This window comes from Pseudonocardia sp. Ae717_Ps2, assembly GCF_001932475.1.
Classification (GTDB): Bacteria; Actinomycetota; Actinomycetes; order Mycobacteriales; family Pseudonocardiaceae; genus Pseudonocardia.
Map to the genome: position 1 here is coordinate 2,829,777 of NZ_MCIS01000001.1, position 19,544 is coordinate 2,849,320.

Consider the following 19,544-nt stretch of genomic DNA (forward strand, 5'->3'; position numbering starts at 1 on the left):
GTGCACCGCCGGGTCACCGGGCCGACCGGGCCGGGTGTGCTGGAGGAGATCGCGCTGCCGTCCGGGCCGTTGACGGTGCTGCGCCCAGCCGACCCGGACGTCGTGGCGTTCGAGCCGGTGCCGGGGCCCGGTGGCAGCGAGGAGCTGCACCCGCCCCACTGGGCGCGGCTCTGGCCCGCGGGCCGGGCGCTGGCGCACGCGGTCGACGAGGCCGGTCCGGGGTGGCTCGCCGGGCGTCGGGTGCTGGAGCTGGGGTGCGGGCTGGGACTGCCGTCGCTGGCCGCGGCCCGCGCCGGGGCCGGAACGGTGCTCGCCACCGACCGGTCGGCCGCCGCCGTCGCCTGGGTCGCGGCGTCGGCCCGCCGGTGCGGGCTGGCGGTGGGCACCGCGGCGGTCCCGTTCGACCGGGCGGGCGACGGCGGCGCGCGCTGCGACCTGGTGCTGGCCGCCGACGTGCTCTACGGCGTGGCCGCCGCCGACGCGCTCGCCGCGCTGCTGCCGCGGGTGACCGCCCCCGACGGGCAGGTGTGGCTGGCCGACCCGGGTCGCCCCGAGACGCCGCGCTGGCTCGCCGCCGCCCGGGAGGTCTGGACGGTCACGACCCGGCCGCTGCCCGACGGGGTGGACCTGCACGTCCTGCGCCGTCCCTGACCGTGCGGCGGGGTGTGCCGGGCGCTGCGGATGCCGTCGCCCCGACCGGCTGCGATCATGAGCGGTGCGCCGCGCAACGACCTCCGGAAGGGGTTCCGCCATCCTCCGACTGCCTCGGGCCGCCGCCTTCGCCGGCCTGGCCGTGACGTTCGCCGTGGTCATGCTCGGGGCGACGATGCCGACCCCGATGTATGCGCTCTACCAGCACGAGCTCGGGTTCTCCGCCACCGTCCAGACAGTGATCTTCGCCGTCTACGCGGTCGGGGTGCTCGCCGCGCTGCTGGTCACCGGACGGTGGTCGGACCAGCTGGGACGGCGGCCGATGCTGCTGGCGGGGGTGGCGCTGTCGCTGGCGTCGAGCCTGGTGTTCCTGGTGGCGGGCCCGGTGTGGGTGCTGCTGGTCGGACGGCTGCTGTCCGGCTTCTCCGCCGGCATCTTCGCCGGGGCGGCGACCGCCGCGGTCATCGAGGCCGCGCCGGAGTCCTGGCGGGAACGCGGGGCCGCGGTCGCGACCGTCGCGAACATCGGCGGGCTCGGGCTGGGCGCGGCGCTCGCCGGGGTGGCCGTGGAGTACCTGCCGGCGCCGCTGCACCTGTCCTTCGCGGTGCACGCCGTCGCCGTCGCGCTGTGCGGGCTGCTCGTGCTGGGCGCACCGGAGACCGTGACCGACCTGCCCGCGCGCCCGGTGTTGCGGCCCCAGCGCCCCGAGGTGCCGCCCGCGGTGCGCGCGGTGTTCGGGGTCGCCGCGACGGCCGGGGTCGCCGGGTTCGCGGTGCTGGGCCTGTTCACCGCGCTGTCCCCGCGGATCGTGTCCGAGCTGATCGGGAACCCGAGCCACGCCGTCGCCGGGGCGATGTCGCTGCTGCTGCTGGGCGCCTCGGTGCTCGCCCAGCTCGCGGTCCGCACCGCGCCGACCGGGCGGATCCTGCACCTGGGCTGTGTGCTGTTGGCGGCCGGGGCGGCGCTCGTCGCGGTGTCGGTGGCGCGGGGCTCGATGGTCGAGCTGGTCGTCGGCGCGGTGGTCGCGGGCGTCGGTCAGGGGATGACGTTCTCCAAGGGCCTGGCCGCGGTGAACGCGCGGGTGGCGGCCCACCAGCGGGCGGGGACGACGTCGTCGTACTTCGTGGTGCTCTACGTCGCGATCTCGCTGCCGGTGGTCGGGCTGGGGGCGGCGAGCCAGGCGTGGGGGCTGCGGACCGCGGGCATCGTGTTCTGCGTGGCGGTCGCGGTGCTCGCGCTGCTGGCGCTGGCGGCGCTGCTGGTGCTCGACCGTCGTGACGCGCGGAGCCCGGGGTGAGCCGTCACCGGTAGCCCGTCGTGTCGGCGGGCAGACCCGCGTCCTGCACCTCGGTGACGTAGCGCCAGGCGTCGGGGCGGGCCCCGTCGACGTCGTCGACGCCGTAGACCCGGCCGAGCTCCCCCGAGGAGGTGGAGCGGCCGTTCCACCGGTGCCGGTCGGGGTCGGCGGCCAGCGCGGCGATCCCACGGCCGACGAACCGCGGTGTCTCCGAGATCGCGAAGTGCGGCTGGGCCGCGCACGCGTCGCGCCAGGTGTCGGCGGTGACCCCGTAGTGTTCCAGCATGATCTCCGAGCGCAGCCAGCCCGGGGTGACCGCGACGGCCGTTCCGCCGTGCCCGCGCAGCTCGTGCGCCCAGGACCGGGCCAGCCGGATCGGTGCGATCTTGGCCAGGTCGTAGAAGACGTTGAGCCGGTAGTTCTCGGCGTTGTAGGCGTCGGTGCCGTCGGTGATCTCGACGACGAGCCCACCCGGGGTCCGGGAGAGCAGCCGCAGCGCGTGGTGGGCGGTGACGAGGTGGGTGTCGATCGCCAGGCGCAGGGTGCGCAGCCCGTTGTCCAGGTCGTGCTCCCAGACCGGGGTGTCCCACTCGACCATCATCTCGCCGCCCCAGATGTCGTTGACCAGCACGTCGAGCCGGCCGTGGTCGCGCTCGACGCGCGCCACCAGCGTGGCGACCCTCGCGGGGTCGAGGTGGTCGGTCGGCACCGCGATGCCGGTCCCGCCCGCGGCGGTGACCAGGTCGGCGGTGTCCTCGATCGTCTCCGGGCGGTCGTACTCGGACCGACGGTCGCGGGTGGTGCGCCCGGTGCAGTAGACGACCGCGCCCGCGGCGCCCAGCTCGACGGCGATGCCGCGGCCCGCGCCGCGGGTCGCGCCGGCCACCAGGGCAATGCGTCCGGTGAGGTCCATGGTCCTCCTTATATAAACGAGTGTTCGTTCATATAAGCTGGTGTCATGCCCCGGCGCAAGCAGGTCCCCGACGCGGACGTCCTCGACCTCGCCCTCGGCGTCCTGCACACCGGCGGCGCCCAGGCGCTGACGTTCGCGGCGCTCGCGCAGGTCAGCGGTCTGGCCCCGGCCACCCTGGTGCAGCGCTTCGGCGGGAAGGCCGAGCTCCTGCACCGGGTGCTGATGCACGCCTGGGACCAGCTGGAGCGCCGGACCGCCGAGCTCGGCGAGGCCGCCGCGCCCGGGCCGGAGGGAGCCGTGGCCTTCCTGGTCGGGCTCTCCGCGCAGTACGGGGGCATCGACAGCTACGCCGACGCGCTGCTCGTGCTGCGCGAGGACCTGCTGGACCCCGAGTCCCGGCGCCGCGGCCGCGAGTGGCGGGAGACGCTCGGCCGGATCCTGGACACCTGTCTGGAGGGCCCGCCGGGCGCGGGCGCGGTGCTGGCGACCTACTGGCAGGGCACGTTGCTGTGGTGGAGCTTCGACCCGGCCCTCCCGGTGACCGAGTACGTGCGGCGCGAACTGACCGCGTTCGTCACGACCGTGCTGCGCCCGGCCTGACCGGCACAGGAGCGCGCCGTGGGACCGGCCGGCTTGTCACCGGCTCCCCGCACCCCGGGGAAGCCAGGGCGCGTCAGAGACCGTCGAGCTCGTCGCCGGTCACCAGCGGGAACCACGACGGCAGCGGCTCCGTCCCGCCGGCCACGGCCACCGGGCGTCCCAGCTCCCCCGCCGTGCGGGCGCGGACGGTGCGGCCCCGACCCCCCTCGTGCAGCCGCACCGCCGGCAGCGGCCGGGCCCGGGCGGCGGCGAGCTCGCCGGGGGTGTTGACGTTGGTCAGCGACGCCAGGTCCGGGTCGAGGCGGGCCAGCACCGGGTCGCTGCGCAGGGTCTGCTCGCCGATCCGGCGGACCGAGACCCGCTCGAACAGCGACGGCGGGCGCCCCCGCCCGGCCGCGGTCAGCCCGTCGATCACCGGGGCGAGCGTGGTGGCGTAGGCGGCGGCGAGCGGCTGGTGGTGCCCGAACGCCTCGGGCAGCGCGACGTCGTGGTCCCCGCGCAGGTCCAGCACCCGGGCGACGAACGCGGGATGCAGCAGCGGCAGGTCGACCGACGCGACGAACGCCACCTGCGCCCGGCCCGAGACGGCGGCGAGCCCGGCCCCGATCGCGGGCAGCGGGCCGAGGCCCGGCACCGGGTCGTCGACGACCTCGGTGCCCGGCGGGAGCTCCGGCAGGTCCTGCCCGGCGGCGCGGACCACGACCAGCGGCCCGTCCACCGCCCGGCCCAGGACGGCGACGGTGCGGGTCAGCAGCGCCGCCCCGTGCCAGTCCAGCGACGCCTTCGCCGTCCCCATCCGCGACGAGGCACCGCCCGCCGGCACGATCCCCGCCCCCGGCCGCCGACCCCCGTACCCGCGCACGCCGCCGATCCTCCTCCTACCCTGGGGGTCGACAGCGGGAGGGGATCGGAATGGGACGGCTCACCGTGCGGCGCCCGGTGCTGCACCTGAACGCGGACGGCAGCACCCGCTCGCGGCCGGACACCCTCGTCGCCGAGGAGCCGCTGGAGCTGCGCGTCGGGGGGAAGGCGCTGACGGTCACGATGCGCACCCCCGGCCACGACGTGGAGCTCGCGCACGGCTTCCTGCTGACCGAGGGTGTGATCGGCTCCGGGCTGGACCTGGCCGGGGCCCGCTACTGCAACTCCGTCGACGAGCACGGCCGCAACACCTACAACGTGCTCGACGTCGACCTGGCCGAGGGCGTCGCCCCGCCGGACGTGTCGGTGGAGCGCAACTTCTACACGACCTCGTCGTGCGGGGTGTGCGGGAAGGCGTCGCTGGACGCGGTGAAGCTCAAGACCCGGCACTCCCCGGCCGCGGACCCGCTGCGGATCGGCCGGGAGCTGCTGCTGGAGCTGCCCGACCGGCTGCGCGAGCACCAGAAGGTGTTCGGCTCCACCGGTGGGCTGCACGCCGCCGCCCTGTTCGACGCCGACGGCGATCTGCTCGCCGCCCGCGAGGACGTGGGCCGGCACAACGCGGTGGACAAGGTGCTGGGCCGGATGGTGATGGACGGCCGGGTGCCCGCGGCGGGCACCGTGCTGATGGTGTCCGGGCGGGCGTCGTTCGAGCTCGTGCAGAAGGCCGTGATGGCCGGGGTGCCGATGCTCGCGGCCGTGTCGGCGCCGTCGTCGCTGGCGGTGGAGCTGGCCGAGGAGTCGGGGATGACCCTGGTCGGGTTCCTGCGCGGCGACACCGGCAACGTCTACACCGGGGCCGAGCGCATCGACCTGTGAGTGCCGCCGCGCCCGGCGGTGGTCAGACGCGCGGGGTGAGCGTGGCCCAGGCCCGCTCGTGCCGGTCCACCACCCGGCGCAGCCGCCCCGCGGTCCCGGCCGGGCCGACCAGTGCGGCGACGGTGGCGACGACCAGCGCGCAGCCCGCGGCCTGCCAGCCGGTCAGGGTCTCCCCGAGCACCAGCATGCCGAGCACGACCGACAACACCGGGTGCACCAGCAGCAGCGCACCCGCGGTGCCCGGCGCCAGCCCGGCCGAGCCGCGCCCGATCAGCACCCAGGACACGACCTGCCCGGTCAGGGCCAGCACGATCAGCCAGGCCCATGTCGTCGCGGGCAGTGCCACCGCGATCCCGCCCCCGGCGACGCCGACGAGCCCGCAGGTCAGTCCGGCCCCGACGGTCGCCAGCGCGACCGGGGTCACCAGGTGGCGCGCACGGCGCCGCGACACCGAGCGGTTCAGGTGCAGGAAGCCGGCGTAGGCGATCCCGGCGAGGGTGCCGAGCACCGCGCCACGCACCGGTTCCGGCCCCCCGACGCCGGCGCCGAGCACCCCGCCGGCCAGCGCGATGCCACCCAGCAGCAGCGGCGCGGCGTACACCAGCCTGCGCGGCACCCGCTCGCCCGCGACGACCCAGGCGATCAGCGGCAGCGCCAGCACCTGGATGTTGAGCACGACGTTCGCGATCCCGGCGCCCGCGTCGAGCACCGCGTGGGTCCAGAGCAGGAAGTCCGCACCCAGGAACACCCCGGACAGCAGCGAGGTGCCGACCGTCGCGAGCGGGAGCCCGCCCACCCGCCGGTACTCGGCCAGTGCCCACGGACCCAGCACGACCAGGGCGAGCACGCACCGCCAGAACGACGCCGTCGCCGGGTCGGTACCCGCCATCGCGACGAGGATGCCGGTCCAGGCCAGGACGGAGGCGCCGGCGAGCAGGAGCAGGGCGGAGTGCGGGTCGGGGGCGGTGCGTGCGTTCACGTGATCCACGATCCCTCTCCGCACCGCGAAGATCCAATGATTGTTCCTACCCGATACCGCTAAGCTCTGCTGTGTGATCTCCTGGGACCGGCTGCGCGTGTTCGACGCCGTCGCCGAGCACGGCTCGGTCGGCGCCGCCGCGGCCGCACTGCACATCACCGGGCCGGCGGTGACCCAGCAGCTGCGCAAGCTCGAACGCGAGACCGGCACCCGGCTCGTCGAACCGGACGGGCGCGGCATCCGGCTCACCGCCGCCGGACACGTGCTGGCCGGGCACGCGGCCGCCGCGGCGGCGACCGTCGCCGGTGCCGAGCGCGACCTCGCCGCCCTGCACGACGACGCCGCCGGACCGCTGCGGATCGGCTCGGTCGCGAGCGCGCTGCGCACGCTTCTGCCCGAGGTCATCGACGGGCTGGCCGCCGCGCACCCGCGGCTGGTCCCCACCGTCGACGACGGCGAGGTCGTCGACCTGCTGCCCGCCCTGCAGTCCCGCGACCTGGACGCGGTGCTCATGGAGAGCTGGACGCAGGCCCCGGCCCGGCTGCCCGCCGGGATCCGGGTGACCGCGCTGGCCACCGAGCCCGCGATGCTCGCCGTCCCCGCCGACGACCCGCTCACCGGGCCCGATCCGGTGCCGCTGCGCACCCTGGCCGGTCGGGTGTGGACCTCCGGCCCGGTCGGCACCGAGCCCTACGCGGCCCTGCTGCAGCTGCTGCGCGGTGTCGGGTTCGAGCCGGACATCCGCTACCGGGTGGGCGACTTCGCCACCCAGCTGGCGCTGGTCCGCGCGCGGCTCGCGATCGCGCTGGTCCCGGGCATGGCGGTGGCGGGGTCGGCCGTCCCCGGCGGCACAGGCCCGGTCCCGGTCACCGCCGACGACGGCGTCCGGCTGCTCCCCTGCCGGCCCGCGGCGGGCCGCTCCCTGGTGCTGGCCACCCGCGGGTCCGACGCCGACCTGCCCGCGCTGCGCGCCCTGGTCGACGGCCTGCGCGCCGCCGCGGCCCGCATCATCCCCGCCTGACCGCCCCGGCCCGCAGCCACACCCCCTGGCCGCCAGCCACACCCGTCGCACTGGGTGTGACTGCCCGGGAGCGGGTGCGGATCCGCTCAGGCGAGCATGTCGCGGACCATCGGGATCACGCGGGTTCCGTACAGCTCGACGGCACGGAGGCGTGCCGAGATCGGCTGCGGGCCGACGGTGTAGATCAGGTCGAAGCGCTGGGCGCCCAGCGAGCGCACCGAGTCGGCGATGCGGCGGGCCACCGTCTCCGGGGACCCGACGTGCAGCGCCCCGTCGGCGACCTCGGCCTCGAACCGGGCGCGGTCCAGCGGGGGCCAGCCGCGCTGGGCGCCGATCCGGTCCATCTGCGCCTTGTAGGGGGCGAAGAAGATCTCCTTCGCCTCGGCGTCGGTGTCGGCGACGAACCCCGGCGAGTGCATGCCCACCGGCTTCGCCGCGTGCCCGAACTGCTCGACGGCGCGGTGGTAGAGGTCGACGTAGGGCGCGAACCGCCCGGCGGGGCCGCCGATGATGGCCAGCATCAGGCCGAGGTCGTGGCGGGCGGTGCGCACCACCGACTCCGGCGAGCCGCCGACGCCGACCCACACGGGCAGCCGGCGGCCGGTCGTCGGGAAGACCTCGATGCCGTCGATCGCGGCGCGGGTCCCACCCGGCCAGTTCACCGGCTTCTCGTCGAGGAGCTGCACGAACAGCTCGAGCTTCTCCTCGAACAGCCGCTCGTAGTCGTTCATGGAGTAGCCGAACAGCGGGAAGGACTCGGTGAACGATCCGCGGCCGACGATCACCTCGGCGCGGCCGTCGGACAGCGCGTCGAGCGTGGCGAAGCGCTGGTACACCCGCACCGGGTCGTCCGAGCTGAGGACGGTGACGCCGGAGGACAGCCGGATCCGGGAGGTCCGGGTCGCGATGCCGGCGAGCACCGTCTCCGGGGTGGAGATCGCGTACTCGGGGCGGTGGTGCTCCCCCAGCGCGACGACGTCGACGCCCACCCCGTCGGCCAGCACCACCTCGTCGACGACCTGACGGATGGCCTGCGGGTGCGACAGCAGCGTGCCGTCGTCGCCCACCGGGACGTCGCCGAAGGTGTCCATGCCGAAGATGATCTCGCTCATCCGGTCCCCCAGTTGGTTGATGGCTCAATCATGCCACGGGTTCCACGGGCCGGAGGCACCGCACGGCGGGGTGGTGGTGCTGGTCGACCACCCCGGACAGGACTAGCGCTCCCGCGCCCCCAGGCGACGCAGCAGGTTCGCTCCGAACCGGTCCCCGGTCACGTCCATCGTCGCCTTCATCGTGCGGGTCACCACCGGCGCCGCGAGCCGCGACAGCGGCATGTCGACGTCGACGGTCAGCGAGATCTCCAGATGTGTCGCGGGCGTGCCGTCCGGTTCCGGCTCGGCGTCGCTCAACGCGTAGTAGCCCTCCGCGCCCGCCCACTCGGTGGCCCCGGCGGGCGGTGCGTGGGTGAACTCGATCCGCTTGCCCTCGACGAAGGTCATCCGCTCGGTGAACACCGGCTTGATGCCCACCCCGAGCACCGCGATCCGCACCATGTGCCAGCGCCACAGCTCGTAGCCGTCGACGGCCGCGTCCCGCGCGGGGTCGGCCTCGATCCGGTTGAGCAGCGGCGTCAACGTCGGCAGCACGGCGGGGTCGGTCAGGACGCGCCAGACGTCGTCACGCGAGGCCGTCACGACGGCCTCGGACGCGGTGGTCGCGGAGAAGCGGGTCAGGACGCCCCGTCCCCACCCAGCGCCCCACCGGCGGCCGGGGTGTCGTCCCCGCCCGCCACGTCGGGCTCCGGCTCCTCGGTGCCGCGGTTCGCGGCCGGCAGCAGGTCCGCCAGCGCCGCCCCCTCGAGACGACGGAAGGTCCGCCGCGGACGGGTCCGGTCGAGCACCGCGACCTCGAGCGCCTCGGCGCCCAGGACCCGCGGCTGCGCGTTCGCACCGTTGCCGGCCGACGCCGGGTCCGCCCCGGGCACCTGCAGCCCGCCGAGCGCGACCTCGATCGCCGCGCCCAGCTCCAGGCCGTGCGCGTAGGTCTCGGACAGCTTCTGCGAGATCGGCTCGGTCTGCCCGCCCATGACGACGAACCGCGGCTCGTCGGTGATCGAGCCGTCGTAGGTGATCCGGTACAGCTGGTCCCCGGAGGCCTCGACGCCGACCTCGGCGACGCACAGCTCCACCTCGAACGGCTTCTGCTGCTCGACGAACGCCGTGCCCAGCGCCTGGGCGTAGGCGTTGGCCAGCATCCGGCCGGTCACGTCGCGCCGGTCGTAGGTGAACCCGCGGAAGTCGGCCATCCGGATCCCGCCGGTGCGCAGGTTCTCGAACTCGTTGTACCGGCCGACCGCGGCGAAGCCGATCTTGTCGTAGATCTCGGAGACCTTGTGCAGGGCCGTCGACCGGTTCTCCGCGACGAACAGCACGCCACCGGCGTAGGTCAGCACGACCACGCTGCGGCCGCGCGAGATGCCCTTGCGGGCCAGCTCGGAACGGTCGCGCAGCAGCTGGTCGACGGAGGAGTAGAACGGCATCGTCATGGGGAGGCGCTCCAGGCTCGTGCTTCGTGCAGGGAGGGGGTCAGCGGGACGGGCCGCCCGGGCGCTCCCGGCGCCCGGCGATCACCTGGTCGACGACGGCGGCGATCTCGGCCTCGTCGCGGCGCACGGCGCCCTCGGCGGTGATGCCGACGACCACCGGGTAGATGCGCCGCACCGTGTCCGGCCCGCCGGTGGCGGTGTCGTCGTCCGCGGCGTCGTAGAGCGCCTCGACCGCGGTGCGCACCGCGCCGTCGAGGTCCGCGGCCGGGTCGTGCAGCTTCTTCAGCGAGGACTTGGCGAACACCGAGCCCGATCCCACGGCGTGGAAACCGAGGTTCTCGTCGTACCGGCCGCCGGTGGGGTCGAAGGTGACGATCCGGCCGGCCTGGGCCGGGTCGGCGGCGTCGGTGTCGTAGCCCGCGAACAGCGGGACGACGACGAAGCCCTGCATCGCCGCGCCCAGGTTCTGGCGGACCATCCCGGCGAGCTTGTTGGCCTTGCCGTCCAGCGAGAGCGGGACGCCCTCGAGCTTCTCGTAGTGCTCGAGGTCCACCGAGAACAGCCGGACCATCTCCAGCGCGATCCCCGCGGAGCCGGCGATGCCGACCGCGGAGTGGGTGTCGGTGACGAACACCTTCTCGATGTCGCGCTGGGCGATCACGTTGCCCGCGGTCGCGCGCCGGTCACCGGCGATCACGACGCCGCCGGAGAACAGCAGCGCGACGATCGTGGTGCCGTGCGGGACGCCCAGGGCGTCGGCGGAGGTGCCGGGACCGGCTGTCCGGTCCAGGCCCGCGCCGGGGAGCAGGTGCGGGGCCGCGCCGCCGACGAAGTCGGAGAACGACTGCGACCCGGTCAGGAAGGTGCCGAGCTGACCCGTGTGGTGCCCGGGCACCAGCCCGGAGGTGACCGACGGCCGGAACTCCATCTCTCGGACGTGCCTTTCGTTCGAACTGCGTGCGCCGGGGGTCCCGCTCCCCCATCTCGGCGGGGGTCGGCGGCCCTTCCGGCACGGCCGGGCCCGCAGGTGCGGACCCGGCCGGGACGGTACTGCTGGTGCCGGGGTGCGGCACGGTGAATGGCCCCGTGGAGCTCACTCACCGCCCTTCTGCACGTAGGACCGCACGAAGTCCTCCGCGTTCTCCTCCAGCACGTCGTCGATCTCGTCGAGGATGGTGTCGACGTCCTCACCGAGCTTCTCGCGGCGCTCCTGGCCGGATCCGGACGCGTTCTCGCCGGACTCGTCGTCTCCGTCGCCGCCACCCTGGCGCTTGGTCTGCTCCTGGGACATGACGCTCCTCCTTGCAGATCTCCTCGCAGAGAATTGCCTGCCTGCTCACCCTACCTACCGGGGGCGACAAAATCGCCTGTTGCGCAGCGGCGTGTGATCCGCTTCCCGGCGGGACGGCTCAGGAGGCGGTGAGCTTGTCGACCAGCTCCTCGGCCGTCGACACCGCCTCGAACAGCTCCCCCACGTGCTTGCGGGTTCCGCGCAGCGGCTCCAGCGTCGGGATCCGGACCAGGGACTCGCGCCCCAGGTCGAAGATCACCGAGTCCCACGACGCGGCGGCGACCTCGACCGGGAACCGGCCCATGCAGGTGCCGCGGAAGTAGGCCCGGGTGTCCTCGGGCGGCTCGGTCATCGCCGCGGCGACCTGCTCCTCGGTGACCAGCCGGCGCATCGACCCCCGGGTGACCAGCCGGTTGTAGAGGCCCTTCGCCAACCGGACGTCGGAGTACTGCAGGTCGACCATCCCGAGCCGGCCCGACGCCCAGGTCAGGCCGTCGCGCTCGCGGTAGGCCTCGAGCAGCTTGAGCTTGGCCGTCCAGTCGAGCCGGTCGGCGGTCAGCATCGGGTCGCGCTCCAGGTCGACCAGCACCGACTCCCACTCCTCGACGACCTCGCGGGTGTCGGGGTCCCACTCCTCGCGGCGCGGGGAGACCGTCTGCTCCAGGTGCTCGACCGCGCGGGCCAGGTACTCCTGCTGGATCTGCACCGCGGTGAGGTGACGGCCGTCGGCCAGCGGGACGGTCCGCTGCAGCGTCGGGTCGTGGCTGATCCGCGAGACCGACTTCACCGGCTCGGCCAGGCGCAGGTCCTCGAACGAGCGCCCCTTCTCGATCATGTCGAGGACCAGGGCGGTGGTGCCGACCTTGAGCAGCGTCGCGACCTCGGACAGGTTCGCGTCGCCGATGATGACGTGCAGACGGCGGTACTTGTCGGCGTCGGCGTGCGGCTCGTCGCGGGTGTTGATGATGCCGCGCTTGAGCGTGGTCTCCAGGCCGACCTCGACCTCGACGTAGTCCGAGCGCTGGGCGATCTGGTAGCCGGCCTCGTCGCCCTGCTGGCCCAGGCCGACCCGGCCGGCGCCGCAGACGACCTGGCGGGTCACGAAGAACGGGGTCAGCCCGGTGACGATCGACGGGAACGTCGTCGAGCGGGCCATCAGGTAGTTCTCGTGGGAGCCGTAGCTGGCGCCCTTGCCGTCGACGTTGTTCTTGTACAGCTGCATCCGCGGCGCGCCCGGCACGGTGGCCGCGCGGTTCGCCGCCTCCAGCATGATCCGCTCGCCGGCCTTGTCCCAGGTCACGACGTCGCGCGGGGACAGGACCTCGGGTGTGGAGTACTCCGGGTGGGCGTGGTCGACGTAGAACCGCGCACCGTTGGTGAGGATGACGTTCGCCGCACCGAGGTCGTCGAGGTCGGTGTCGAGCTGCGGCGCCAGCGACGGCGCCGACAGGTCGAACCCGCGGGCGTCGCGCAGCGGCGACTCGACCTCGTAGTCCCAGCGCGCCCGACGGTTGCGGGGCACGTCCGCCGCGGCGGCGTAGGCGAGCACCACCTGCGTCGAGGTGACGACGGGGTTCGCGGTGGGGTCACCCGGCACGGCGATGCCGTACTCCACCTCGGTGCCCATGATCCGGCGGGCCGTCACGACCGGCCCCCTGCGCGAGAGTGCATTGCACGAGACTAACCGTCCGCGCCCCGGTCCGGGGTGCACCGCGGCCCGGCGGGATCATCGTGGCGTGACCGATCCCGCACGTGAGCGCCTGACCGTCTTCGACGCCGAGGGCAGGCCCACCGGCGTCGCCGAGCGCGGCGAGGTCTACGCGCGCTCGCTGTGGCATGCGACGACCGCGGTCCTGCTCCGCTCCGCCGACGGCACGCGGGCCTACGTGCACCGGCGCACCGACACCAAGCTGGTCATGGCCGGGATGTGGGACTGCCTGGCCGGCGGGGTCCTCGACGAGGGCGAGACGCCCGACGCCGGCGCCGCCCGCGAGCTGGGCGAGGAGCTCGGCGTCACCGGTGTGCCGCTGGAGAAGCTCGCCGTGGTCCCCTTCGACGCCGCCGCGCTGGGCGTCGACACCGGGCCCGGCACCGGCCCGGACGGGCTGCGGGCCCACGTGCACGTCTACCGCGCCTTCTCCGACGGCCCGGTGACCCACCAGCCCTCGGAGGTGGCCGAGGGCGGCTGGTGGACCCTCGACGAGCTGGTGGCCCGGATCGGCACCCCGGACCGGCCCTGGGTCCCCGACGGCCTCTACGTCACCCGCCTCCTCCTGGCAGATCTCGTCCGTTAAAGTCCTCGGGCCAGCGCGTTTACCAATGGGTAACATATGTCACCCACACCGGTACCTGAATCGGTCCATGCCGAGCGGGTCGCGCGACGCCACCCCGGGAAGGGCCCAGCGTGAGGCCTCCCCGACGGACCACCACACCCACCACGCGACAGTTCCAGGAGCCACCATGGTCAGCATCTCGGTCTCGGCCCGATCCCTCGCCGCCGCCAGGCTGATCGATCCCGATGTCAACACCGCCGCCGTGCAGGCCGCGGTGGAGGCGGCACTGGCCGCCGAGCGGCACGAGCAGCGCGTCGCCGCGAGCTCGACCACGCGTCGCGAGCACACGGCCCGGCGCGAGCCGGACGCCCGCAGGTCCTGACCCCCGGTACGCCGACGGGCCCGCACCCCGGGGTGGGGATGCGGGCCCGTCGCGGCCGTCGTCAGAAGTTGATCATGTGGCCGGCCAGGCCGTGGATCGCCTCCTGCAGGCACTCCGACAGGGTCGGGTGCGCGTGCACGTTGCGCGCCATCTCGTGGACGGTCAGGTCCCACTTCTGAGCCAGGGTCAGCTCGGGCAGCAGCTCGGTCGCCTCGGCGCCGATGATGTGCCCGCCGAGCAGCTCGCCGTAGGTGTCGTCGGCGATCAGCTTCACGAAGCCTGCGGGCTCGGCCAGGCCGTGCGCCTTGCCGTTCGCGGTGAACGGGAAGGTCGCGGTGTTGACCTTCCAGCCCTTCTCGTCGGCCAGCTGCCGGGCCTCGGCCTCGGTGTAGCCGAACGACGCGACCTGCGGGTTGCAGAAGGTCGCGCGCGGCATCATCTTGTAGTTCAGCTCCTGGGTCTCGGCGCCCGCCAGGGTCTCGGCGGCGACGATGCCCTGCGCCTCGGCGACGTGGGCGAGCATGAGCTTCGCGGTGACGTCACCGATCGCGTAGACGTGCTCCACGCTGGTGCGCATGTAGTCGTCGATCTCGATCGCGCCGCGCTCGGTGAGGTTCACGCCGAGCTTGTCCAGGCCGTAGCCGTCGACCCGGGGCGCGAAGCCGATGGCCTGCACGACCTTGTCCGCGCGCAGCTCCTCGCTGCCCTTGGACGAGGAGACCGAGACGGTGACGCCCTTGCCGTCGTCGGTGATGGACTCGACCTTGGTGGAGGTCCGCACCGTGACGCCGAGCTTCTTGTAGGCCTTGGCCAGCTCCTTGGACACGTCCGCGTCCTCGAGCGGGAGCAACCGGTCCAGGTACTCCACGATGGTGACGTCGACGCCGTAGTTGGCCAGCACGAACGCGAACTCGACGCCGATCGCACCGGCGCCGGCGATGATCACGCTCTCCGGCAGCTCACGGGTGAGGATCTGCTCCTCGTAGGTGACGACGCGCTCGGACAACTCGGTGCCCGGCAGCAGCTTGACCGTGGAGCCCGCCGCGATGATCACGTCGTCGTAGGTGACGGTCTCGTTGCCGCCCTTCGACAGCTCGACCTCGATCTCGCCCGGCTTGGTGAACCGACCGAACCCGTCGAACTCGGTGATCTTGTTCTTCTTCATCAGGAAGTGCACGCCCTTGACGCGCCCGTCCGCGACCGAACGGCTGCGGTCGAAGGCGGCGCCGAAGTCGAGCGACACCTCACCGGACAGGCCGAAGGTCTTCTGCTCCTTGGTGACGATGTGGGCGATCTCGGCGTTGCGCAGCAGCGCCTTGGACGGGATGCAGCCCACGTTGAGACAGACACCGCCCCAGTACTTCTCCTCGATCACCGCCACACTGCGGCCGAGCTGGGCGGCACGGATGGCCGCCACGTATCCACCGGGTCCGGCTCCGAGTACGACGACGTCGAAATGAGGCATGTGCCCAGCCTAGGACGCCTGAGCCGGGCTCGGGCCGTCCGGTCCCGAGTCCCGGGTCACCGGCCACTCCCCGCCACCGGACAGGTGGGCGACGACGGCCTCGCAGGCCTCGCGCAGCCCGGCCTGCTGAGCAGGGGTCAGGCCGTCGAACACCGCCTCGCGGACGCTCTCGACGTGGTCCGGTGCGGCGCCGGCCAGGACCTCGAAGCCGCGGTCGGTCAGATGGGCCAGCTGGCCACGCCGGTCGGTGGGGCACGACCGCCGTTCGATCCAGCCCGCCTCCTCCATCCGGGCCACCGCGTGCGACACCCGGCTGCGTGAGGACAGCGCGGAGTCCGCGAGGACGCTCATCCGCAGGGTCCGCTCCGGCGCCTCGGACAGCCGGACCAGGATCTCGTAGTAGGCCTGGGGCATCCCGGCCCCGGACTGCAGCCGTCGCTCGACCTTCTCCGAGACCAGCCGCTGCGCGGCCAGGAAGGCGCGCCAGGTGCGCTGCTCCTCGTCGTCGAGCCAGCGTGTGTGACCCACAGCACCCTCCGAAACATCTTGACGTGCGATCCGTTAGTTCTAGTATCGCTCTCAACAAGTGAGAGTTCAACTAGTTCTCCGGGAGAGATCATGACCACCGCCACCGCCATCCCCGGCTACGTCGTCGGCACCTGGGACATCGACGCTGCGCACTCCGACGTCTCCTTCTCCGTCCGTCACATGATGGTCAGCAAGGTCCGGGGCCGCTTCACCGGCGTGACCGGCGAGCTCGTCACCGCCGAGCGCCTCCAGGACTCCAGTGTGACCGCGACCGTGGACGCCACCTCGATCACGACCGGCCAGGAGCAGCGCGACGGCCACATCCGCTCCGCCGACTTCTTCGACGTGGAGAAGTACCCGGAGTGGACCTTCCGCTCCACCGGCCTCGTCGCGAAGGGCGGCGACGACTACGTCCTCGCCGGCGACCTGACCATCAAGGGCGTCACCCGCCCCGTCGAGTTCGCCCTCGATGTCAACGGCTTCGGCCCGGACGCCTACGGCGGCACCCGCGCCGGCTTCACCGCGACCACCACCATCAAGCGCTCGGAGTTCGGCGTCGACATCGAGATGCCGATGGACGGCGGCGGCGTCGTGGTCGGCGACAAGGTCAGCGTCGAGCTGGAGATCGAGGCGGTCCTGCGCGCCTCCTGATCTCCGCACACGCGGCCACGGCCCCGGACCGGCGACGCCGGTACCGGGGCCGTGCCGCGTCCGTAGGCTGGCGCGGTGCGCAGCTACGCCGAGACGCCCCCGACCGGACCGCTGCGCGCCGTCGTCGAGGTGGCCTGGCAGGCGCGCTCGGGTGCCGAGCCGCACACCCAGCGAGTGCTGCCCGACGGCTGCATGGACCTGCTCCTGTCCGGTGGTGACCTCGTCGTCGCCGGACCGGACACCACCGCGCACCTCGCCACCTCGCCGGCGGGCGGGGTGACCACCGGCCTGCGGTTCCGTCCCGGCGCCCTCCCGGAGCTGCTGGGCGTCCCGGCGGACGCGCTGCGCGACCGCCGCGTCCCCCTCTCCGAGGTGCTCGACCCCGGACGGCGCAGGCTGCTCCGACCCGCCGCCCCCGGGACCGGCGACCCCGGCGACACGGGCAGCGGCGACGTCGTGTGGCTCACCCGGCTGGCACTCGCCCTGCGTATCGCCGCCGCGGACCGTCCGACGCCCGCTCCGCTGCCGCACGCCGCGCTGCGCGCCCTGGCCGGGGGTGTGCCCGCCGCCGAGCTGGCCGACCGGCTCGGCGTCACCGGCCGCACGCTGCACCGGCGCTGCGTCGCCACCCTCGGCTACGGACCGGCCGTCGCGCGGCGGGTGCTGCGCTTCCGGGCCGCGGCCGCCCTGCTCTACGACGGCGTCGCCCCGGCCGAGGTCGCCGCCCGCACCGGCTACGCCGACCAGCCCCACCTGTCCCGCGAGGTCCGCGCCCTGGCCGGGGTGTCGCCGGGCTCACTGCGGGCCGTCCCCGCCGCCGACGCCGCCGACATCCGCTAGCTCCCGTCGCCCGCGCCGGACGCCCCGTCCGGTGGCGCCCACCGGGCGTGCGCCGGCAGCGACGGACGCCGCACGGAGCCGGTGAGCAGCCCGGCGAAGGCGGCGGCGGCCGGGACCGGCTGCCGTCCCCGCGGCAGGACCAGCGCGATCCGCCGTCGTACGACCGGGTCGGTCAGCGGGACCGCGGTCAGCCCGGCGAAACCGGTGAGCGGCACGACCAGCCCCGGGACCGCCGTCGCACCGAGGCCGGCGGCGACGAGACCCGCCACCGCGGCGATGTTGCGGGCCGCCAGGCCACGGCCGGGCCGGCATCCAGACTCGTCCAGGGCGCGGTCCACGTGCTGGCGGATGCTCGTGGAGGAGTCGAAGTCGACGAACTCGACGCCGTCGAGCTCGGCCCAGCGCAGCGTGCTGCGCCCGGCGAGCGGATGGGTGGGAGGCACCAGAGCGCAGAACCTGTCGGCGGCCACCGGGGTGACCACGAGGTCGTCGGGGACACGGCCGTGCACCACGGTGACGGCGAGGTCGGCACGCCCCGAGCGCACCCGTGCGGTCACCTCGTCGGCCAGGGCGTCGGAGATCTCCGGGCGCACACCCGGCCGCTCCCGCCGGAACGCCGACACCACCCCGGGGAGCAGGATCGCGGCCAGCGAGGGCAGCGTCGCGATCCGCACGGTGCCCGCCCGCCCGTCCAGGACGTGTTCGACGTGGCGCAGCTCGGTCGCGACACCGTCCAGCGCCCGGCGAGCGGCCGCCACGACGGTCTCCCCCACCGGCGTCGGCTCCAGCCGCCGGGTGGTCCGCTCGAACAGCCGCGCCCCGAGGAGCCGCTCCACGTCGGCCACCGTGCGGCTCAACGACGGCTGCGCGGTCCGCAGCACGGCCGAGGCCGCGGTGAACCCACCCGCCTCGTGTACCGCGACGACGGCCCTGAGCTGCTGCAACGTCAGATCCATGTGCCCACCGCATCAGTCCATCCGGATTCGGTCTTTGACGATCATAGGTCCGCGCGCGCACCGTTCCCCCGGGCCGACGCCGGTCCGCCCCGCCGACGAGGAGGTCGACGATGCTCGCCGCGATCGGATTCCTGACCATCGCCGTGTTCCTGGCGGCCGTGCTGTCCGGGCGGGTGTCGGTGCTCCTGGCGCTGACCGTCGTGCCCGCGGCCGCCGCCGTCGTCGCCGGGCTGGGCGGCGGGCTGGGCGAGTACGTCGCGACCGGCCTGGAGACCGTCGCGCCCGTCGCCATCATGATCACCTTCGCGATCCTGTACTTCAGCCTGATGCTCGACACCGGGCTGTTCGACCCGGCGATCCGCCGGGTGGTCCGGTGGGCGGGCGGGGACCCGCTGAAGATCTGCGTCGGTACGGCCGCGCTGACGGTACTCGTCGCCCTCGACGGCGACGGCGCCTCCACCTTCCTGATCATGGTGAGCGCCATGCTGCCGCTCTACGACCGGCTCGGCATGCGGCGGATCGTCCTGGCGGCGTTGGTGTGCCTCGGCGCCGGGGTGATGAACATGATCCCCTGGGGTGGCCCGACGGCGCGGGCGATGGCCGCCCTCGACCTCACCGCCTCCGACGTGTTCGTGCCGCTGCTGCCCGCCATGACCGCCGGCATCGTCTGGGTGCTGTTCGCGGCCTGGGTCATCGGCCGCCGCGAGCGGGCCCGGCTCGGCGTCGTCGAGCTGCCCGAGCCCGCCGACGCGCCCGGGGCCGCCGGAGCGCCCGCCGTGTGGTCGCGGGCCGACCGGGTCAGGTTCGTGGTCAACGTCGTGCTGACCCTGGCCCTGGTGGTGGTCCTGCTCCTGCAGCTGGCCGACCTGCCGGTGGTGTTCCTCTGCGCCTTCGTCGTCGCGCTGCTGGTCAACCGGCCCACCTGGGACGGCCAGCGCGCGCTGTTCGAGAAGCACGGTCACAACGTCGTGCTGGTGACCGCGATGATCTTCGCGGCGGGTGTGTTCACCGGTGTCCTCGGCGGCACCGGGATGATCACCGCGATGGCGCAGTCGCTGGTCGGGCTCGTCCCCGACGGCGCGGGCGGAGCGCTGCCGGTGGCGGTGGCGCTGACCTCGATGCCGCTCAGCCTGGTGTTCACCCCGGACGCCTACTACTTCGGTGTCCTGCCGGTGCTGGCGGAGACCTCGGCGGCGCTGGGCGGCGACCCCGCGGAGGTCGCCCGGGCCGCGATCCTGGGCCAGATGACCACCGGGTTCCCGCTCAGCCCGCTCACCGCCTCCACCTTCATCCTGCTGGGGCTCACCGCCGTCGAGCTGGGCCGCCACCAGCGGTTCGTGTTCGGGTGGGCGTTCGGCACCACCGCCGTCATGACCGTCGTCGCGCTGCTCACCGGCGCCCTGAGCCTCTGA

Annotated in this window: 22 protein-coding genes; 10 read left to right on the forward strand and 12 right to left on the reverse strand. The window is 74.0% G+C overall.

Features of this window, described 5'->3' with window-relative positions:
* Nucleotides 1–651, forward strand: coding sequence for a methyltransferase (locus tag Ae717Ps2_RS13145; RefSeq protein WP_075306311.1), 651 nt, complete (start codon nt 1–3; stop codon nt 649–651).
* Between the two features lie 64 nt (nt 652–715).
* On the forward strand, nt 716–1,948 hold the full coding sequence (locus Ae717Ps2_RS13150) for an MFS transporter (RefSeq protein WP_337819503.1): 1,233 nt from the start codon (nt 716–718) through the stop codon (nt 1,946–1,948).
* Between the two features lie 4 nt (nt 1,949–1,952).
* Here the strand turns inward: Ae717Ps2_RS13150 and Ae717Ps2_RS13155 are convergent, their stop codons facing one another.
* Complete coding sequence (locus Ae717Ps2_RS13155; RefSeq protein WP_075333445.1) at nt 1,953–2,861, reverse strand: SDR family oxidoreductase; 909 nt, start codon at nt 2,859–2,861, stop codon at nt 1,953–1,955.
* A 45-nt stretch (nt 2,862–2,906) separates the two neighbouring features.
* On the opposite strand from Ae717Ps2_RS13155, the gene Ae717Ps2_RS13160 reads away from it, so the two are divergent.
* The gene (locus Ae717Ps2_RS13160; protein WP_075333446.1) at nt 2,907–3,461 is read left to right on the forward strand and encodes a TetR/AcrR family transcriptional regulator; all 555 of its coding nucleotides are present in this window, start codon (nt 2,907–2,909) and stop codon (nt 3,459–3,461) included.
* 73 nt (nt 3,462–3,534) lie between these two features.
* Here Ae717Ps2_RS13160 and Ae717Ps2_RS13165 read toward each other — a convergent pair whose 3' ends face one another.
* The gene (locus Ae717Ps2_RS13165) at nt 3,535–4,323 is read right to left on the reverse strand and encodes a molybdenum cofactor guanylyltransferase (RefSeq protein WP_198932178.1); all 789 of its coding nucleotides are present in this window, start codon (nt 4,321–4,323) and stop codon (nt 3,535–3,537) included.
* A 50-nt stretch (nt 4,324–4,373) separates the two neighbouring features.
* Between Ae717Ps2_RS13165 and fdhD the strand changes: the two genes are divergently transcribed.
* Complete coding sequence (fdhD, locus tag Ae717Ps2_RS13170; RefSeq protein ID WP_075306304.1) at nt 4,374–5,201, forward strand: formate dehydrogenase accessory sulfurtransferase FdhD; 828 nt, start codon at nt 4,374–4,376, stop codon at nt 5,199–5,201.
* Between the two features lie 22 nt (nt 5,202–5,223).
* On the opposite strand, the gene Ae717Ps2_RS13175 is transcribed toward fdhD, so the two are convergent.
* Nucleotides 5,224–6,180 (reverse strand): DMT family transporter, encoded by a 957-nt coding sequence (locus tag Ae717Ps2_RS13175; protein ID WP_075306303.1) that lies wholly within the window; start codon nt 6,178–6,180, stop codon nt 5,224–5,226.
* A 73-nt stretch (nt 6,181–6,253) separates the two neighbouring features.
* Between Ae717Ps2_RS13175 and Ae717Ps2_RS13180 the strand changes: the two genes are divergently transcribed.
* Nucleotides 6,254–7,201 (forward strand): LysR family transcriptional regulator, encoded by a 948-nt coding sequence (locus Ae717Ps2_RS13180; RefSeq protein ID WP_020626592.1) that lies wholly within the window; start codon nt 6,254–6,256, stop codon nt 7,199–7,201.
* A gap of 86 nt (nt 7,202–7,287) precedes the next feature.
* On the opposite strand, the gene Ae717Ps2_RS13185 is transcribed toward Ae717Ps2_RS13180, so the two are convergent.
* The 6 genes from Ae717Ps2_RS13185 to dop form a co-directional block, all read right to left on the reverse strand.
* A complete protein-coding gene (locus Ae717Ps2_RS13185) occupies nt 7,288–8,313 on the reverse strand; it encodes an LLM class flavin-dependent oxidoreductase (RefSeq protein ID WP_075306301.1) in 1,026 nt (341 codons plus the stop codon).
* A 102-nt stretch (nt 8,314–8,415) separates the two neighbouring features.
* Nucleotides 8,416–8,895 carry a hypothetical protein gene (locus Ae717Ps2_RS13190; protein WP_075306299.1) on the reverse strand — a complete coding sequence of 160 codons (480 nt, stop codon included), beginning with the start codon at nt 8,893–8,895 and terminating at the stop codon, nt 8,416–8,418.
* Between the two features lie 35 nt (nt 8,896–8,930).
* Nucleotides 8,931–9,746, reverse strand: coding sequence for a proteasome subunit alpha (gene prcA / locus Ae717Ps2_RS13195; protein WP_075306297.1), 816 nt, complete (start codon nt 9,744–9,746; stop codon nt 8,931–8,933).
* A 40-nt stretch (nt 9,747–9,786) separates the two neighbouring features.
* Nucleotides 9,787–10,674, reverse strand: coding sequence for a proteasome subunit beta (gene prcB, locus Ae717Ps2_RS13200; protein ID WP_020626588.1), 888 nt, complete (start codon nt 10,672–10,674; stop codon nt 9,787–9,789).
* Between the two features lie 165 nt (nt 10,675–10,839).
* Nucleotides 10,840–11,037, reverse strand: a complete 198-nt coding sequence (locus Ae717Ps2_RS13205; protein ID WP_020626587.1) for a ubiquitin-like protein Pup — start codon at nt 11,035–11,037, stop codon at nt 10,840–10,842.
* 118 nt (nt 11,038–11,155) lie between these two features.
* Nucleotides 11,156–12,664 carry a depupylase/deamidase Dop gene (dop, locus tag Ae717Ps2_RS13210; RefSeq protein ID WP_075311775.1) on the reverse strand — a complete coding sequence of 503 codons (1,509 nt, stop codon included), beginning with the start codon at nt 12,662–12,664 and terminating at the stop codon, nt 11,156–11,158.
* 109 nt (nt 12,665–12,773) lie between these two features.
* Here dop and Ae717Ps2_RS13215 point away from each other — a divergent pair, with 109 nt between their 5' ends.
* Together Ae717Ps2_RS13215 and Ae717Ps2_RS13220 are read left to right on the forward strand one after the other, a co-directional pair.
* Nucleotides 12,774–13,331, forward strand: a complete 558-nt coding sequence (locus Ae717Ps2_RS13215; RefSeq protein ID WP_075306295.1) for an NUDIX domain-containing protein — start codon at nt 12,774–12,776, stop codon at nt 13,329–13,331.
* Nucleotides 13,332–13,497: 166 nt separating this feature from the next.
* Nucleotides 13,498–13,692 (forward strand): hypothetical protein, encoded by a 195-nt coding sequence (locus Ae717Ps2_RS13220; RefSeq protein ID WP_020626584.1) that lies wholly within the window; start codon nt 13,498–13,500, stop codon nt 13,690–13,692.
* Between the two features lie 61 nt (nt 13,693–13,753).
* Here the strand turns inward: Ae717Ps2_RS13220 and lpdA are convergent, their stop codons facing one another.
* Both lpdA and Ae717Ps2_RS13230 read right to left on the reverse strand, forming a co-directional pair.
* Nucleotides 13,754–15,157 carry a dihydrolipoyl dehydrogenase gene (lpdA, locus tag Ae717Ps2_RS13225; protein WP_075306293.1) on the reverse strand — a complete coding sequence of 468 codons (1,404 nt, stop codon included), beginning with the start codon at nt 15,155–15,157 and terminating at the stop codon, nt 13,754–13,756.
* A 9-nt stretch (nt 15,158–15,166) separates the two neighbouring features.
* Nucleotides 15,167–15,685 carry a MarR family winged helix-turn-helix transcriptional regulator gene (locus Ae717Ps2_RS13230; protein ID WP_020626582.1) on the reverse strand — a complete coding sequence of 173 codons (519 nt, stop codon included), beginning with the start codon at nt 15,683–15,685 and terminating at the stop codon, nt 15,167–15,169.
* A 90-nt stretch (nt 15,686–15,775) separates the two neighbouring features.
* On the opposite strand from Ae717Ps2_RS13230, the gene Ae717Ps2_RS13235 reads away from it, so the two are divergent.
* Together Ae717Ps2_RS13235 and Ae717Ps2_RS13240 are read left to right on the forward strand one after the other, a co-directional pair.
* The gene (locus tag Ae717Ps2_RS13235) at nt 15,776–16,336 is read left to right on the forward strand and encodes a YceI family protein (protein ID WP_075333447.1); all 561 of its coding nucleotides are present in this window, start codon (nt 15,776–15,778) and stop codon (nt 16,334–16,336) included.
* A 75-nt stretch (nt 16,337–16,411) separates the two neighbouring features.
* On the forward strand, nt 16,412–17,176 hold the full coding sequence (locus Ae717Ps2_RS13240) for a helix-turn-helix domain-containing protein (RefSeq protein ID WP_198932179.1): 765 nt from the start codon (nt 16,412–16,414) through the stop codon (nt 17,174–17,176).
* Here Ae717Ps2_RS13240 and Ae717Ps2_RS13245 read toward each other — a convergent pair.
* Nucleotides 17,173–18,132, reverse strand: a complete 960-nt coding sequence (locus Ae717Ps2_RS13245; protein ID WP_075333448.1) for a LysR family transcriptional regulator — start codon at nt 18,130–18,132, stop codon at nt 17,173–17,175. The genes Ae717Ps2_RS13240 and Ae717Ps2_RS13245 overlap by 4 nt on opposite strands.
* 110 nt (nt 18,133–18,242) lie before the next feature.
* Between Ae717Ps2_RS13245 and Ae717Ps2_RS13250 the strand changes: the two genes are divergently transcribed.
* Nucleotides 18,243–19,544, forward strand: coding sequence for a CitMHS family transporter (locus Ae717Ps2_RS13250; protein WP_075306289.1), 1,302 nt, complete (start codon nt 18,243–18,245; stop codon nt 19,542–19,544).

Coding starts and splice junctions, on each gene's coding strand:
- Ae717Ps2_RS13155 (WP_075333445.1), bottom strand. CDS start 2,861: ATGGACCTCACCGGACGCATTGCCCTGGTGGCCGGCGCGACCCGCGGC.
- Ae717Ps2_RS13160 (WP_075333446.1), top strand. CDS start 2,907: ATGCCCCGGCGCAAGCAGGTCCCCGACGCGGACGTCCTCGACCTCGCC.
- fdhD (WP_075306304.1), top strand. CDS start 4,374: ATGGGACGGCTCACCGTGCGGCGCCCGGTGCTGCACCTGAACGCGGAC.
- Ae717Ps2_RS13185 (WP_075306301.1), bottom strand. CDS start 8,313: ATGAGCGAGATCATCTTCGGCATGGACACCTTCGGCGACGTCCCGGTG.
- prcA (WP_075306297.1), bottom strand. CDS start 9,746: ATGACGATGCCGTTCTACTCCTCCGTCGACCAGCTGCTGCGCGACCGT.
- prcB (WP_020626588.1), bottom strand. CDS start 10,674: ATGGAGTTCCGGCCGTCGGTCACCTCCGGGCTGGTGCCCGGGCACCAC.
- Ae717Ps2_RS13205 (WP_020626587.1), bottom strand. CDS start 11,037: ATGTCCCAGGAGCAGACCAAGCGCCAGGGTGGCGGCGACGGAGACGAC.
- dop (WP_075311775.1), bottom strand. CDS start 12,664: ATGGGCACCGAGGTGGAGTACGGCATCGCCGTGCCGGGTGACCCCACC.
- Ae717Ps2_RS13220 (WP_020626584.1), top strand. CDS start 13,498: ATGGTCAGCATCTCGGTCTCGGCCCGATCCCTCGCCGCCGCCAGGCTG.
- lpdA (WP_075306293.1), bottom strand. CDS start 15,157: ATGCCTCATTTCGACGTCGTCGTACTCGGAGCCGGACCCGGTGGATAC.
- Ae717Ps2_RS13235 (WP_075333447.1), top strand. CDS start 15,776: ATGACCACCGCCACCGCCATCCCCGGCTACGTCGTCGGCACCTGGGAC.
- Ae717Ps2_RS13245 (WP_075333448.1), bottom strand. CDS start 18,132: ATGGATCTGACGTTGCAGCAGCTCAGGGCCGTCGTCGCGGTACACGAG.
- Ae717Ps2_RS13250 (WP_075306289.1), top strand. CDS start 18,243: ATGCTCGCCGCGATCGGATTCCTGACCATCGCCGTGTTCCTGGCGGCC.